This is a genomic window from Staphylococcus sp. mip270_02 (assembly GCF_054031535.1).
This window is the reverse complement of the sequence record NZ_CM132934.1, coordinates 1998467-2013426: the sequence shown is the minus strand read 5'-3', so window position 1 is coordinate 2013426 and position 14960 is coordinate 1998467. Positions and strand designations below refer to the sequence as shown.

The window sequence follows — 14960 nt, the reverse complement described above, 5'->3', positions numbered from 1 at the left end:
TAGGAATGGGGTTTGGGAAATACAAATATAGAAACTTTGGAAGGAGTTTTTATATGACTGATAAGTATAATTCAATGTCAGAGTTGGAAGCGGAGACTATTGAACATAGTGACTGGGAAATTGTATCTCGTTACTTAGATAGTCAAGTAATTATCACTGCGATGCACGGCGGAGGTATCGAACCTGGTACAACTGAAATTGCTGATTTAACTGCGCAAAAAGGTAAGTATGATTATTTTTCTTTTAAAGGTACTAAATCAAAAGGGAATGAAGATTTACATGTAACTTCTCGAAATTATGATCAGTCTGAATTGATGAAAATGATAAAGAACAAAACATGTGCAGTAGCAATTCATGGTTGTGAAGGTAATGAAAATATTATCTATGTCGGTGGAAAAGATCAAAAACTTATTTATGAAATGACTAAGCAATTTAGGCAATTGAATATAAGCGTAGAGCAAGCGCCAGAACATATTTCAGGTGCTCATGATGATAATATAATTAATTGTTGCAAAACAGGCGCAGGCGTACAATTAGAGTTAACTCCTGGATTAAGAAAAAAGTGTTTTGACAACCAAAAATATAATAAAAAAAGTCGTGAAGATCAACATAATTGGAGTCAATTTATGGATGGATTTACCACTGCTATCGTGAAATCTATACAGAACATTCAATAATAGTGATTGCAAATTATCACTAATTGAGTTATTGTAGACTAACGATATCTACAATTAGGAAGTTGATAAAATATGAAATGTTCTAAAGCGACAGACTACGCATTACATGCACTTTTATATATGATTAAAAGTAATGGTGAATCAAGTAGGATTCCAGTACAAGATTTAGCAACAGCATTAAAAGTCTCAACAACATATTTATCGAAAATATTGACACGCCTTGTAAAGGTGGGCATCATCTCAGCTAGTAGTGGCGCGAAAGGTGGCTATCAATTAAAAACTGGTTGGGAAGACGTTTCGATATATGAAGTCATTATTACCATTGATGGCAAGCAAAGCTTATTAGAAGATAGTTTTAATCATGCTAAAGAATGTCCAATTAAACAAATTATGGACGAAGCAGAGCATAGTTTAATTACCAATTTAGAAGATAAGACGTTAAAGGACTTAGCTAATAGCTAAGTTCTTATAATTCAACCTAATTACAGATATTAAGAGTCTTTAAAAGTTATAAAGGAGCGAGGCAAATGTATTATGATGTAATTATCATTGGTGGAGGTCCAGCAGGATTAAATGCTGCACTAAATTTCGGTAGAGGTATGAAACAAACACTTGTAATCGATGAGGATAAACCACGTAATAGTGTTACTCAACTGTCACATAGTTTTTTAACGCAAGATGGTGTTACACCAACCGAATTCAAAAGAAAAGCTAAAGCAGACGTAATTAAATATAAAGATGTTACTTATTTGGAAGAACATGTAGAACAAATAGAGAAAATAGATAAGGAATTTATAGTTAAGACACAAGATCAGACATTTAATGCAAGACAAGTGTTATTAGCTACAGGATTAAGAGAACAAGGTCCTAATATTACAAATTTCAATGACTTTTATGGCCAATCTATCTTTTATTGCCCTTGGTGTGATGGTTATGAAATGCGTAATAAAAAACTTGCAGTTATTTATTCAGGTGAAATGATGCTTCATATGGTCAAACTGTTAAGTAACTTTTCACAAGACTTAGTCGTGTTTACAAATGGAGAAAAGAAGGTTCTTGAAGAAGACAAAGTATTGCTTGACAAAAAAGGTATTGATATCTATACCGAACCTATTGCACGATTGATTGGCAACAATGGACGTTTAAATGGCATTGAGTTAAACGATGAGCAAATTATTTCAGTAGAAGGTGCATTTGCTAAGATGTATTGGGATACACAATTTGATTTCTTAAATAAATTAAGTATGATACGAGACGAAGATGGTAAATTCGAAACTAATATATACGGAGAGACATCTGTTGAAGGGTTGTATGTAGCTGGTGAAGCTAAAGATAATTTTGCAGGTCAATTATTAGATTCAGCTGCTAATGGTGGCGTGATTGCAAAAATGATGATGATGAAACAGATAGAAGAAGATTTTTGATTACTAGGCGCTATAATACTTTAATATATTCATTCACTTTTAACTATGCCTTTAACTTATAATTTGATAAACTAACAATAAGTTAAATAATTAAGGGGTTGTAATAACATGAATGATACTTTGATGAGTATTCAGATTATTCCTAAAATAGCCAACGGAGAAGATGTTATTCCCTACGTAGATGAAGCAATTAAAGTCATTGATGATTCGGGATTAACATACAGAGTTGGGCCATTAGAAACAACTGTTCAAGGTGAAATGAATGAGTGCCTAATCTTAATTCAAAAATTAAATGAGCGTATGGTTGAATTAGAAATACCTAGTACAATAAGTCAAGTTAAGTTTTATCATGTACCAGAAGGTATTACTATTGAGACGCTTACCGGAAAATACGACGAAGTTTAAAATTTAACACGTGAAATTACATTAAAAGACAAACTGTAAATGCGGAGTTTGTTTATAACCTTTATTTATGTTTAGCGAGTGTAGATTAGACAAAATAATATGAATGGCCTAAATTTTAGATAAAATCATGTATTAAGTGAATTAGAGCTTAATTATATAAGGGAGCAGGAAGTGGAGCTCAGACATAATCATTTTAGAAAGATATGATTTCAGTCAGAAGCTCTTTCCCGCTCCCTCATTTGTATTTTAAAACGTTAAATTGTGATTTGATAATCTTAGTATTGAGAATATTGTGCAATAAACTGATTATTTGTTAGTCTTTTTGCACTTTGAAGTCAAATTTAATATAATATAATAATGACTATGGATAAATTTATAGAACTTTGAACGTCAAGGTTGAAAAACAAAATCTTGAGGGATATTTTAAAATACTTGTTCTTAGTTTTTATGATATAGAAAGGGTTTTGTAGAGTGAATGAAGAACAAAGAAAAAGTACTTCTATCGATATTTTAGCTGAACGAGATAAAAAGGAAAAAGACTATAGCAAGTATTTTGAACATGTGTATCAACCGCCAAGTTTAAAAGAAGCTCGTAAACGCGGTAAAGAAGAAATTAATTATAACCGTGATTTTCAAATAGATGAGAAATATAGAAATATGGGACAGGGAAAAACATTTTTAATTAAAACATATGGTTGCCAGATGAATGCGCATGATACAGAGGTAATGGCTGGTATCCTAGAGGCGTTAGGTTATACACCAACAGAAGATATTAATCAGGCAGATGTAATTTTAATTAATACATGTGCAATCCGCGAAAATGCGGAGAATAAAGTATTTAGTGAAATCGGTAACTTAAAACATTTGAAAAAAGAGAAACCAGAAACAGTAATTGGTGTCTGCGGATGTATGTCCCAAGAAGAATCTGTCGTAAATAAAATCTTAAAATCATATCAAAATGTAGATATGATTTTTGGCACACATAATATTCATCGTTTACCAGAAATACTTGAAGAAGCTTATTTATCAAAAGCGATGGTAGTTGAAGTTTGGTCAAAAGAAGGCGATGTCATTGAAAACCTTCCAAAAGTAAGAGAAGGCAATATCAAAGCGTGGGTGAATATTATGTATGGTTGTGATAAGTTTTGTACATACTGTATCGTTCCGTTTACAAGAGGTAAGGAACGTAGTAGACGACCAGAAGATATCATTGAAGAAGTAAGAGATTTAGCACGTCAAGGGTATCAAGAAATTACATTGTTAGGCCAAAATGTTAATGCTTACGGCAAAGATATAGACGGTTTAGCATACGGTTTAGGTGATTTGTTAGAGGATATCTCTCAAATTGATATTCCAAGAGTCAGGTTTACAACAAGTCATCCTTGGGACTTTACAGATAGAATGATTGAGGTTATTGCTAACGGCGGAAATATAGTTCCTCATGTTCATCTTCCAGTTCAATCGGGTAACAATGCCGTGCTTAAAATTATGGGACGTAAATACACACGTGAAAGTTACTTAGACTTAGTTAATCGCATCAAGTCAAGAATTCCTAATGTTGCTTTAACTACTGATATCATAGTTGGCTATCCAAACGAGACAGATGAACAATTCGAGGAAACATTAACACTTTATGATGAAGTTGAATTTGAACATGCATATACGTATATTTATTCTCAAAGAGATGGTACACCAGCAGCTAAAATGAAAGATAATGTGCCTTTAGACGTGAAAAAAGATAGATTACAACAATTGAATAAAAAGGTTGCATACTATTCTGAACGTGCTATGCAAGAATATGAAGGCAAAGTTGTACAAGTTTTATGTGAAGGATCTAGTAAAAAAGACGAAACAGTCTTAGCCGGTTACACTTCAAAAAACAAATTAGTCAACTTCAAAGCGCCTAAATCTATGATTGGCAAAATTGTAGATGTACAAGTAGATGAAGCGAAACAATTTTCTCTTAATGGTACATTCTTAAATGTAAGTAAACAAGCGATGGTGACACCATAATGTATGAAAAAGAAGAAATTTTAGCCGAAGCGGATCGTATTAGCGAACGCATTAAATCTTTAGATACGGTTAAGGAATATCATAATGTTGAATCGCAAATACATCAAAATAAAAATATAGAGCAGCGAATGAAAGAATTAAAAAAAAATCAAAAGCAATCGGTTAACTTACAAAATTACGGTAAGACGCAAGCATTGAAAGATTCTGAGGATAAAATTCAGCATATTGAAGAAGATATTAATATTTTACCTATTGTAGAAGAGTTTAGAGAATCACAGACTGAAGCTAATGATTTATTACAAATGATGATTAGTACCATGTCAGATCGTTTAAATCAACAACATGGAGATAAAGATTAACAGAGATTGTGGTGGAACTTGTTGGAAAGGAAATGAGCCATATGAAGACGAGAAAGTTAACGCTAACTGCAATTTTTATTGCTATAAACGTTGTGTTAAGTAGTATTATTGTAATCCCGTTAGGTCCAGTTAAAGCAGCGCCAATTCAACATTTGATTAATGTGTTATGTGCTGTACTAGTAGGGCCATGGTTTGGGCTTGCTCAAGCTTTTATTTCATCTATCATACGTATGATTTTTGGTACAGGAAGTTTCTTTGCTTTTCCGGGAAGTATGGTAGGCGTGTTGCTTGCTAGTGGTTTCTATTTTTATCGTAAACATATCTTTATGGCAGCAGTAGGAGAAGTAATAGGTACAGGCATTATTGGTAGTATAATGTGCATACCGTTAGCATGGATTTTAGGCTTTTCAAACTTTGCCGTTAAACCTTTAATGACAGCCTTTATTGTATCAAGTGTTATTGGTGCCATCATTAGTTACATCATTTTAATGATATTGAAAAGAAAAGGTATATTAAAAAAATATTTATAATCAATCTTAATAAATCAAGTTAAGGCACTTTGTTACTAATATGAGTATGGTTTAATAGATTTACTGCAGAAGTATATCTATTAAATCAATCATTTACAAAGTTGTCTTAATTTTTTTGTTCTTAATTAATCTTTAACTTATGAAAAGATTAAGTTAATAAACAAGGGTCTGTATATTAATTTAATAAATGGGCGAAAATTGAAAACATATGTTAAAATTTAAGAGTTAAATTAACTAAATTAGTTAAAGAATATGAGCGGGTATGATTAAAAAATCAATGAAAAGTATTCAGAAACGCACGGTATCGCATGTATATTCAGTAAGTAAATGTGCCTGATCGTTGATGAAAAGTAATCATTAAATTAATTTATAAAACAAAAAGTTTAAATGAAAACCAATACATAAGAATTTAAAAAAGGACTGTGACATATTAATATGACAAATCAAACGCCAATGATGCAACAGTATTTAAAAATCAAATCGCAATATCAAGATTGTCTCTTATTTTTTAGACTAGGGGATTTTTACGAAATGTTTTTCGAGGATGCTAAAGTTGCATCTAGAGTTTTAGAAATAACATTAACAAAACGTGACGCTAAAAAAGAAGACCCAATACCAATGTGCGGCGTGCCTTATCATTCTGCGGATGGTTATATTGAAACTTTGATCAGTAATGGCTATAAAGTAGCTATTTGTGAACAAATGGAAGATCCAAGGCAGACAAAAGGTATGGTTCGCCGAGAAGTGGTACGTATAGTTACACCGGGGACAGTGATGGACCAAGGCGGCGTCGATGAAAAGCAAAACAATTATATATTAAGTTTTATTCAAGGTGCCTCATCATATGCATTAAGTTATTGTGATGTATCAACAGGTGAATTGAAGGCTACTCATTTTGAAGATGAAGCGACATTAATTAATGAAATTACAACAATTAATCCTAATGAAATCGTTGTTAATGAAGAAATTGGTGAAACGTTAAAACGCCAAATTAGTTTAACTACCGAGACAATTACTGTGTTATCAGATATTTCTAATGCGAGTTATGAAGTGAATAATATGACGGAAACATATTTGTTTAATGCAACTCAACTATTGTTAGATTATATCCACCATACACAAAAAAGAGATTTATCACATATTGAAACCGTAATTAAGTACGAAGCTATTGATTTTATGAAAATGGATTTCTATGCAAAACGTAATTTAGAATTGACTGAAAGTATACGTTTGAAAACTAAAAAAGGTACATTGTTATGGCTAATGGATGAAACTAAAACACCCATGGGGGCTAGACGCTTAAAGCAATGGATTGATCGTCCACTTATTCAAAAATCACAAATCGAGTCTCGTTTAGATACAGTTAGTCAATTTATAAATCATTTTATTGAAAGAGACACTTTACGTAATCATTTAAATCAAGTATATGATATTGAGAGATTAGTGGGACGTGTGAGCTATGGCAATGTCAATGCACGTGATTTGATTCAGTTGAAACATTCAATTTCAGAAATACCAAATATTAAACACTTATTAGAAGATTTCGATGAACAAATGACTGCACAGTTTAAGGCATTAGAACCTTTAGATGATTTATTAGCTTTATTAGAAGAAAGTTTAAAAGAAGAACCACCGATTTCAGTTAAAGAAGGCGGCTTGTTTAAAGCTGGCTTTAACAGTGAATTAGATAGTTATTTGGAAGCTTCAAAAAACGGAAAAACATGGCTAGCAGAATTACAAGCCAAAGAACGTGAAAGAACTGGTATTAAATCACTGAAAATCAGTTTCAATAAAGTATTTGGTTACTTTATTGAAATCACACGAGCTAACTTACAAGGTTTTGACCCTACAGATTTTGGATATCATAGAAAGCAGACACTTTCAAATGCCGAACGTTTTATAACAGACGAGTTGAAAGAAAAAGAGGATATTATCCTAGGAGCTGAAGACAAAGCAATTGAATTAGAGTATCAATTATTTGTAGAGCTTAGAGAGCAAATTAAATCATATACAGAGCGATTACAAAAACAAGCAAAAGTGATATCGGAGCTTGATTGTTTACAAAGTTTTGCAGAAATTGCTCAAAAATATAATTACTCACGACCTACTTTTAGCGAAGATAAAACGTTAGAGCTTATTAATTCGAGACATCCAGTTGTAGAACGTGTGATGGATCATAATGACTACGTGCCTAATGATTGTGCACTTAATCAAGATACATTTATATATTTGATTACTGGTCCAAATATGTCAGGTAAATCAACTTATATGAGACAAGTAGCCATTATTAGTATCATGGCGCAGATGGGAGCTTATGTGCCATGTGAATCGGCAACATTACCTGTTTTTGATCAGATTTTTACTAGAATTGGTGCTGCCGATGATTTAGTTTCAGGTAAAAGTACATTTATGGTTGAAATGCTAGAAGCGCAAAAAGCACTTGCTCATGCTACTGAAGATAGTCTAATCATTTTTGATGAAATAGGACGTGGTACATCTACTTATGATGGTTTGGCATTAGCCCAAGCGATGATTGAATATGTTGCACATACTTCAAATGCTAAAACGTTATTTTCAACACATTACCATGAATTGACTACACTAGATCAGTCGTTGCCTTGTTTGAAAAATGTACATGTTGCAGCAAATGAATATAAAGGTGAATTGATATTCCTTCATAAGGTGAAAGACGGTGCGGTTGATGATAGTTACGGTATACAAGTAGCTAAATTAGCAAATTTACCAGATGCAGTGATTGATAGAGCTCAAGTAATATTAGATGCTTTTGAACAAAGCAATAAACAAGAAACTAAAGTTGACGTAAATACTGTAGAATTAGAGAATAGTAGCAACGAGCCATTTAATGATTCAGTAAATGACTCACATGCAACGTATCAATATCAAACACCAGATGCTAAGAAATCTGCTAGCCAAGAGCAAAGTCAATTTGAACAGGCGGCATTTGATTTATTCGATACCTCTGCAAAACAAAGTGAAATTGAAAATGAAATTAAAACATTAAACCTATCTAATATGACGCCTATAGAAGCACTTGTGAAACTAAGTGAATTACAAAGACAATTGAAATAGAGGTGAAGTCAAATGGGTAAAATTAAAGAGTTACAGACATCATTAGCAAATAAAATTGCTGCTGGAGAAGTTGTTGAACGTCCAGGGTCAGTAGTTAAAGAATTATTAGAAAATGCCATTGACGCCCAAGCGACCGAAATCAATATAGAAGTAGCGCAGTCTGGTGTTGAGTCTATCCGCGTAGTCGATAATGGTACTGGGATTGCCATAGATGATTTAGGGCTTGTATTTCATCGCCATGCTACGAGTAAATTAGATCAAGATGACGATTTGTTCCATATACGTACGTTAGGCTTCCGAGGAGAAGCTTTAGCAAGTATATCTTCAGTGTCGAAAGTGACACTGAAGACTTGTACAGATAATGAAGAAGGGCAAGAAATTTATGTCGAAAATGGTGAAATTCTTAATCAAAAACCAGCAAAAGCTAAACGTGGTACAGATATTTTAGTTGAATCACTATTTTATAATACACCTGCACGTCTCAAATATATTAAAAGTTTATATACAGAATTAGGTAAAATAACGGATATTGTGAATCGTATGGCAATGAGTCATCCTGATATACGTATTTCATTGATTTCTGATGGTAAGACTATTATTAAGACAAATGGTTCTGGCCGTACAAATGAAGTTATGGCTGAAATATATGGTATGAAAGTAGCTAAAGATTTAGTTCATATTACTGGAGATACGAGTGATTACCATTTAGAAGGTTATGTCGCAAAACCTGAGCACTCTAGAAGTAATAAACATTATATTTCTATTTTTATAAATGGTAGATACATTAAAAACTTTTTACTTAATAAGGCAATTCAGGAAGGTTATCATACGCTATTGATGATTGGCCGATTCCCTATTTGTTACATTAATATAGAAATGGACCCTATACTAGTAGATGTCAATGTACATCCAACTAAACTAGAAGTAAGACTTTCCAAAGAAGATCAACTCTTTGACTTAATAGTTGAAAAAATTCGTGATGCATTTCAAGATCGTATTTTAATTCCGCAAAACGACATGGATAAAATCGCTAAGAAAAATAAAGTGCTGGATAAATTTGAACAGCAAAAAATGGATTTTGAAAAACGTAAACAACAAAACGAACTTCAACAACAACCTTTTCGTGATGAGGTACAAGGCTATGAAAACCATGAAAGTCATGAACCAAAATCGCAAACTCAATTAAAATATAATACTGAAAATAAGCCTAATAATAATGATGTTCAATCAACTATACAGGAAACAGATGTCAATAATGACGAGTATGCACAATCGCAAAGAGCGTTATTAAATGAAATGGATACTTATGAACAAGAATCAACGCTCGATCAGAAGAACCGACACGAAACTTTTAACCAAGATGACATGGAGCAAGATATCGCAAGTCAAGATATCAAAGGTAGTGTTAGTAAAGATGCCTCAAGACGTGTACCTTATATGGAAGTAGTTGGCCAAGTCCATGGTACATATATAATCGCTCAAAACGAACAAGGTATGTACATGATTGATCAACATGCGGCTCAAGAACGGATTAAATATGAGTATTTTAGAGAGAAAATTGGTGAAGTTTCAAATGAAATCCAAAATTTATTAATTCCTTTAACGTTCCACTTTTCTACAGATGAACTGATGATTATAAATCAACACAAAGAAGAATTAGATAAAGTTGGTGTGCATTTAGAACCATTCGGTGGTAATGATTATATAGTAGATAGTTATCCAGTTTGGTTCCCTGCGTCTGAAGCGGAAGAAATTATAAAAGATATGATTGAATATGTATTAGAGCATAAGAAAGTTAATGTCAAAAAAATACGTGAAGAAGCTGCGATTATGATGAGTTGCAAACAATCTATTAAAGCCAATCACTATTTGAAAAATAATGAAATGGCCGATTTAGTTAATCAATTAAGAGAAACTGAAGATCCTTTTACTTGTCCACATGGCAGACCGATTATTATAAACTTTTCAAATTATGAATTAGAGCGACTGTTCAAACGAATTATCTAGGAGGTTAGTGGATGAAACCACATATTTTACCAGCTATTCGATCAATGAAAGACTTGGAGAAAATGATACAAACGGATTATAAAGAATGTGTGTTACTAGATACACATATTGGACATGTTAAAAGCATTATGGAATTACTTAAGAAGAACAAAATTGAAACGTATATGCATATCGATTTAATTAAAGGTATGAGTCATGATGAATTTGCATGTGAATATATCATACAAAATTATCATCCTAAGGGTATAGTTTCTACTAAAACAAAGGTAATCAATAAGGCGAAATCATTGAATACAACGACTGTTTTTCGAGTGTTTATATTAGATAGTCACGCTTTATCACGAAGCATAGAATTAATTAAACGTGTAGAACCTGATTATGTAGAAGTTTTACCAGGAATTGCCAGTAAAGTAATTCAAATTATTAATGAAGAAACAAATACTTCTGTAATAGCTGGAGGTTTAATCAACACAGTAGATGAAGTTGAAGTAGCGGTCGAAAATGGTGCTAAATATATTACCACAAGTGATAGACATTTATGGTAAATCGATAGTACTTTAATTAATTCAAAAACAACAAATTAAATTCAAAAGTTAGCCATTTAAGCATAAGGTAATCTCATTGCCGCATTAAATGAGCTAGCTTTTTTTATAAAATTTTTATGGGGTGATTAATTATGTTAAAACCGCAAAAGTTAAAACGGGGAGATACGGTTGCTATTGTATCGCTATCTTCAGGTATCGCAGGTGATGATTCTATTATATGGCGAACATATCAAGGAATACAAAGATTACAAGAGATTTTCGGTTTGAAAGTAAAAATAATGCCGCATGCACTAAAGGGCAGTGAGTTTATACAACAACATCCAGAATTGCGTGCCTCAGACCTAAATGAAGCTATAAGAGATAGAGAAGTTAAAGCTATTATAAGTTGTATTGGTGGGGATGATGCGATTAGGATATGGCCTTATGTAGATCGTGAAGCACTCCAAAACTTCCCGAAAATTTTCTCAGGGTATTCAGATTCAACAACAGTACATATGATGTTTTATAAAATGGGAATCACTAGTTTTTACGGTCCAGCGTTGTTAACAGATTTTGCAGAGAATATTAACATGGATTGTTATACTATAAAAGATATAGAAAAGAATTGGTTTAATAGTGAACCAATTGGTGAAGTGAGACCTGCAAAATATATTAGACCTTATGGATTAAGTTGGAATGTTGAAAATAAAACAATAGCGAGACCGGTTATACAACAACAAGGATATATTTTCTTACAGGGACAAAGACAAGTTAATATCAAAGGACACTTAATAGGTGGGAATTTGGAAACACTTGTAGATATTATAGATTCTGAATTATTTCCGCAACTAAATGATTTTGAACAGGCTATTTTATTTTTAGAAACTTCGGAAGATATGCCTAACCCTGATGAATTTAGAGACATGTTGTTTCAATTGCTTAAAAAGGGAGTGTTCCATAGAGTTAACGGTATAATATTCGGTAAACCATTTAACAATACTTATTATGAGCAATATAAAGATGAAATATTGACATTTTTCAACGTAGAACCACTCAAGCAATTACCTATATTATATAATTTGTCATTTGGTCATAACGAACCTAAACATATATTGCCTTATGGTGTTGAAGCACAAATTAATTGCGAAACTAAACAATTTTTTATTACTGAAAAAGCTGTTACTGAGGATTAATTTGTGACAAGATTTTAACAAAATATTTGACAACGCTTACAAAATCGGTGTAAGATGAATTTAAGTTAATAATTAGAACAGAGATGGGAGATTTCTACAGTAATTAAACCGGTGGTTCGAAACTGGCTATAATTGTAGGGGTCTCTCTATCTATTTTTAGGAGGAGTCTCTATGAGTGTATATTTTGCTGAATTCTTGGGAACAGCAATATTAGTATTATTTGGGGGAGGCGTTTGTGCCAACGTCAATTTGAAAAAAAGTGCTGGTAACGGCGCGGATTGGGTTGTTATTGCATTAGGTTGGGGACTTGCGGTTACAATGGGAGTCTATGCTGTCGGTAATATTTCAGGCGCGCATCTTAACCCCGCGGTAACACTTGCGTTCGCTATGGATGGTGCTTTAAGTTGGGGCATGGTACCAGGGTATATAATTTGCCAAATTCTAGGTGGTATTACTGGTGGTATCGTTGTTTGGTTAATGTATTTAGCACACTGGAAACAAACGGAAGATCAAGGAGCAAAATTAGGTGTATTCTCTACTGCGCCTGCAATTAAAAACTATTTTGCAAACTTCTTAAGTGAAATTATTGGTACTGCTGCTCTAACATTAGGCTTAATGTTTATAGGTATGAATAAAATCGCTGATGGTTTAAATCCATTAATCGTTGGTAGCTTGATTATTGCAATTGGTTTAAGTTTAGGTGGTCCAACTGGTTATGCGATTAACCCAGCTCGTGACTTAGGTCCGCGTATTGCGCATGCGATATTACCAATTGCAGGTAAAGGTAATTCGAATTGGAGTTATGCAATTGTTCCTGTTTTAGGCCCCGTCACAGGTGGTATGATTGGTGCTGTTATTTATAGATTAGTTTACAAAGGGGCATTTGATATGATGTCAGTTGTAGCAATAGTATTACTAATAGTTACAGTTGCCCTTGGTATTGTGTTAAATAAATCTAAAAGTGCAAAAGGTATCGAATCGGTTTATTAATTAAGTTTCAACAGCCCTGTTTATAAGTTAAAATATAAACAGGCTTTATAATATATAAATATAAGTAATAAAAGCATGTTTGTAGAGTGAGTTATTTGGCAATGTGTAAATTAGACGTTTAAAGTGTCAAATTTTACATATACTATGTAAAAAGCGAACATGATAAAAGGGAGATTATAATTATGGAAAAATATATCTTATCAATTGACCAAGGAACTACAAGTTCAAGAGCAATTCTCTTTGACCAAGATGGTAAAATCAAAGGTGTAGCACAACGCGAATTTAAACAATTCTTCCCTAAATCAGGTTGGGTAGAACATGATGCAAATGAAATTTGGACATCAGTTTTAGCGGTTATCGCTGAAGTTTTAAATGAAGAAAATGTCGGTGCAGATCAAATCGCTAGTATCGGTATTACTAACCAACGCGAAACAACAGTAGTATGGGATAAAGAAACATCACGTCCTATCTACCATGCAATTGTATGGCAATCTCGTCAAACTCAAAGCATTTGTCAAGATTTAAAAGAACAAGGTCTAGAAGATAAATTCCGTGAGAAAACAGGTTTGTTATTAGACCCTTATTTTGCAGGTACAAAAGTAAAATGGATTTTAGATAATGTTGAAGGTGCGAGAGAAAAAGCTGATAATGACGAACTATTATTCGGAACAATTGATTCGTGGTTAGTTTGGAAATTATCTGGTGGTAAAGCACATATTACAGATTATACAAATGCAAGCCGTACATTAATTTATAACATTCATGAGTTAGAATGGGATCAAGAGTTACTTGATATTTTAGAAATTCCTAATTCTATGCTACCTGAAGTGAAAGCATCAAGTGAAGTCTATGCAAATACAATTGATTATCACTTCTTCGGTAAAGAAGTACCGATTTCTGGTATTGCTGGTGACCAACAAGCAGCTTTATTTGGACAAGCTTGCTTTAACCGTGGTGATGTGAAAAACACTTACGGTACTGGTGGATTCATGTTGATGAATACTGGTGAAGAAGCTGTTACATCTAAGAGTGGTTTATTAACAACTATTGCATATGGGATAGATGGTAAAGTGAATTATGCACTTGAGGGTTCTATTTTCGTATCTGGTTCTGCAATTCAATGGTTACGTGATGGTCTTAGAATGATTAATTCTGCTCCACAATCAGAGAATTATGCTGAGCGTGTTGAATCTTCAGAAGGTGTATATGTTGTACCAGCGTTTGTTGGTTTAGGTACACCTTATTGGGATGCAGAAGCACGAGGTGCAATTTTCGGCTTAACACGTGGTACAGAAAAAGAACATTTCATCCGTGCGACATTAGAATCATTGTGTTATCAAACGCGTGATGTATTAGAAGCAATGGAAAAAGATTCTGACATTACAGTAAATAATCTACGTGTTGATGGTGGCGCTGTAAAAAATAATTTCATTATGCAATTCCAAGCTGACTTATTAAATGTTGGGGTAGAACGCCCAGAAATTAATGAAACGACAGCTTTAGGTGCTGCATACTTAGCAGGACTTGCTGTAGGATTCTGGGACAGTAAAGATGAAATTGCTAATCGTTGGAAACTTGAAAAAGATTTCACACCGAATATGGAAGATAAAGAAAGAGAGAAATTATATAAAGGCTGGAAAAAAGCTGTAGAAGCAACTCAAGTCTTTAAATTAGAAGATGAATAAAAAAATAGACTAAAAGTTGTTATGTATGCTACAATATGGGTAAGTTAATAATACAGAGATGAG

The 14960-nt window shown here is 33.1% G+C and carries 13 protein-coding genes; all 13 read left to right on the top strand.

What is annotated here, in order from left to right:
• Nucleotides 1-53: 53 nt before the first annotated feature.
• The 13 genes from ACW5YJ_RS09490 to glpK all read left to right on the top strand — a co-directional run bounded on the left by ACW5YJ_RS09490 (nucleotide 54) and on the right by glpK (nucleotide 14897).
• Nucleotides 54-677, top strand: a complete 624-nt coding sequence (locus ACW5YJ_RS09490) for a poly-gamma-glutamate hydrolase family protein (protein ID WP_457338112.1) — start codon at nucleotides 54-56, stop codon at nucleotides 675-677.
• Between the two features lie 72 nt (nucleotides 678-749).
• A complete protein-coding gene (locus ACW5YJ_RS09485) occupies nucleotides 750-1139 on the top strand; it encodes an RrF2 family transcriptional regulator (protein ID WP_017724330.1) in 390 nt (129 codons plus the stop codon).
• 65 nt (nucleotides 1140-1204) lie between these two features.
• Complete coding sequence (locus tag ACW5YJ_RS09480) at nucleotides 1205-2101, top strand: NAD(P)/FAD-dependent oxidoreductase (RefSeq protein WP_457338111.1); 897 nt, start codon at nucleotides 1205-1207, stop codon at nucleotides 2099-2101.
• 108 nt (nucleotides 2102-2209) lie between these two features.
• A complete protein-coding gene (locus ACW5YJ_RS09475) occupies nucleotides 2210-2506 on the top strand; it encodes a thiamine-binding protein (RefSeq protein WP_017724332.1) in 297 nt (98 codons plus the stop codon).
• Nucleotides 2507-2977: 471 nt separating this feature from the next.
• On the top strand, nucleotides 2978-4519 hold the full coding sequence (miaB, locus tag ACW5YJ_RS09470) for a tRNA (N6-isopentenyl adenosine(37)-C2)-methylthiotransferase MiaB (RefSeq protein ID WP_017724333.1): 1542 nt from the start codon (nucleotides 2978-2980) through the stop codon (nucleotides 4517-4519).
• Complete coding sequence (locus ACW5YJ_RS09465) at nucleotides 4519-4878, top strand: YlbF/YmcA family competence regulator (protein WP_017724334.1); 360 nt, start codon at nucleotides 4519-4521, stop codon at nucleotides 4876-4878. Before miaB ends, ACW5YJ_RS09465 begins: the two co-directional genes overlap by 1 nt.
• A gap of 41 nt (nucleotides 4879-4919) precedes the next feature.
• Entirely contained in the window at nucleotides 4920-5408 is a 489-nt protein-coding gene (gene thiW / locus ACW5YJ_RS09460) for an energy coupling factor transporter S component ThiW (RefSeq protein WP_017724335.1), read from the top strand.
• 435 nt (nucleotides 5409-5843) lie between these two features.
• Nucleotides 5844-8498: a DNA mismatch repair protein MutS gene (gene mutS / locus ACW5YJ_RS09455; RefSeq protein ID WP_107551869.1), complete on the top strand. Its 2655-nt coding sequence runs from the start codon at nucleotides 5844-5846 to the stop codon at nucleotides 8496-8498.
• A 12-nt stretch (nucleotides 8499-8510) separates the two neighbouring features.
• Nucleotides 8511-10505 carry a DNA mismatch repair endonuclease MutL gene (mutL, locus tag ACW5YJ_RS09450; protein WP_457338110.1) on the top strand — a complete coding sequence of 665 codons (1995 nt, stop codon included), beginning with the start codon at nucleotides 8511-8513 and terminating at the stop codon, nucleotides 10503-10505.
• An 11-nt stretch (nucleotides 10506-10516) separates the two neighbouring features.
• Nucleotides 10517-11050, top strand: a complete 534-nt coding sequence (locus ACW5YJ_RS09445) for a glycerol-3-phosphate responsive antiterminator (protein ID WP_017724338.1) — start codon at nucleotides 10517-10519, stop codon at nucleotides 11048-11050.
• Nucleotides 11051-11181: 131 nt separating this feature from the next.
• Complete coding sequence (locus ACW5YJ_RS09440) at nucleotides 11182-12222, top strand: S66 family peptidase (RefSeq protein ID WP_457338109.1); 1041 nt, start codon at nucleotides 11182-11184, stop codon at nucleotides 12220-12222.
• Between the two features lie 171 nt (nucleotides 12223-12393).
• Complete coding sequence (locus ACW5YJ_RS09435) at nucleotides 12394-13212, top strand: MIP/aquaporin family protein (protein ID WP_017724340.1); 819 nt, start codon at nucleotides 12394-12396, stop codon at nucleotides 13210-13212.
• A gap of 182 nt (nucleotides 13213-13394) precedes the next feature.
• Nucleotides 13395-14897: a glycerol kinase GlpK gene (glpK, locus tag ACW5YJ_RS09430; protein WP_107551866.1), complete on the top strand. Its 1503-nt coding sequence runs from the start codon at nucleotides 13395-13397 to the stop codon at nucleotides 14895-14897.
• Nucleotides 14898-14960: the final 63 nt, after the last annotated feature.

Excerpts from the sequence above, each read along its gene's own strand:
- ACW5YJ_RS09475 (WP_017724332.1), top strand. The coding sequence starts at position 2,210 with ATGAATGATACTTTGATGAGTATTCAGATTATTCCTAAAATAGCCAAC.
- mutL (WP_457338110.1), top strand. The coding sequence starts at position 8,511 with ATGGGTAAAATTAAAGAGTTACAGACATCATTAGCAAATAAAATTGCT.
- ACW5YJ_RS09490 (WP_457338112.1), top strand. The coding sequence starts at position 54 with ATGACTGATAAGTATAATTCAATGTCAGAGTTGGAAGCGGAGACTATT.
- mutS (WP_107551869.1), top strand. The coding sequence starts at position 5,844 with ATGACAAATCAAACGCCAATGATGCAACAGTATTTAAAAATCAAATCG.
- ACW5YJ_RS09485 (WP_017724330.1), top strand. The coding sequence starts at position 750 with ATGAAATGTTCTAAAGCGACAGACTACGCATTACATGCACTTTTATAT.
- ACW5YJ_RS09480 (WP_457338111.1), top strand. The coding sequence starts at position 1,205 with ATGTATTATGATGTAATTATCATTGGTGGAGGTCCAGCAGGATTAAAT.
- glpK (WP_107551866.1), top strand. The coding sequence starts at position 13,395 with ATGGAAAAATATATCTTATCAATTGACCAAGGAACTACAAGTTCAAGA.
- ACW5YJ_RS09440 (WP_457338109.1), top strand. The coding sequence starts at position 11,182 with ATGTTAAAACCGCAAAAGTTAAAACGGGGAGATACGGTTGCTATTGTA.
- thiW (WP_017724335.1), top strand. The coding sequence starts at position 4,920 with ATGAAGACGAGAAAGTTAACGCTAACTGCAATTTTTATTGCTATAAAC.
- ACW5YJ_RS09435 (WP_017724340.1), top strand. The coding sequence starts at position 12,394 with ATGAGTGTATATTTTGCTGAATTCTTGGGAACAGCAATATTAGTATTA.
- ACW5YJ_RS09465 (WP_017724334.1), top strand. The coding sequence starts at position 4,519 with ATGTATGAAAAAGAAGAAATTTTAGCCGAAGCGGATCGTATTAGCGAA.
- ACW5YJ_RS09445 (WP_017724338.1), top strand. The coding sequence starts at position 10,517 with ATGAAACCACATATTTTACCAGCTATTCGATCAATGAAAGACTTGGAG.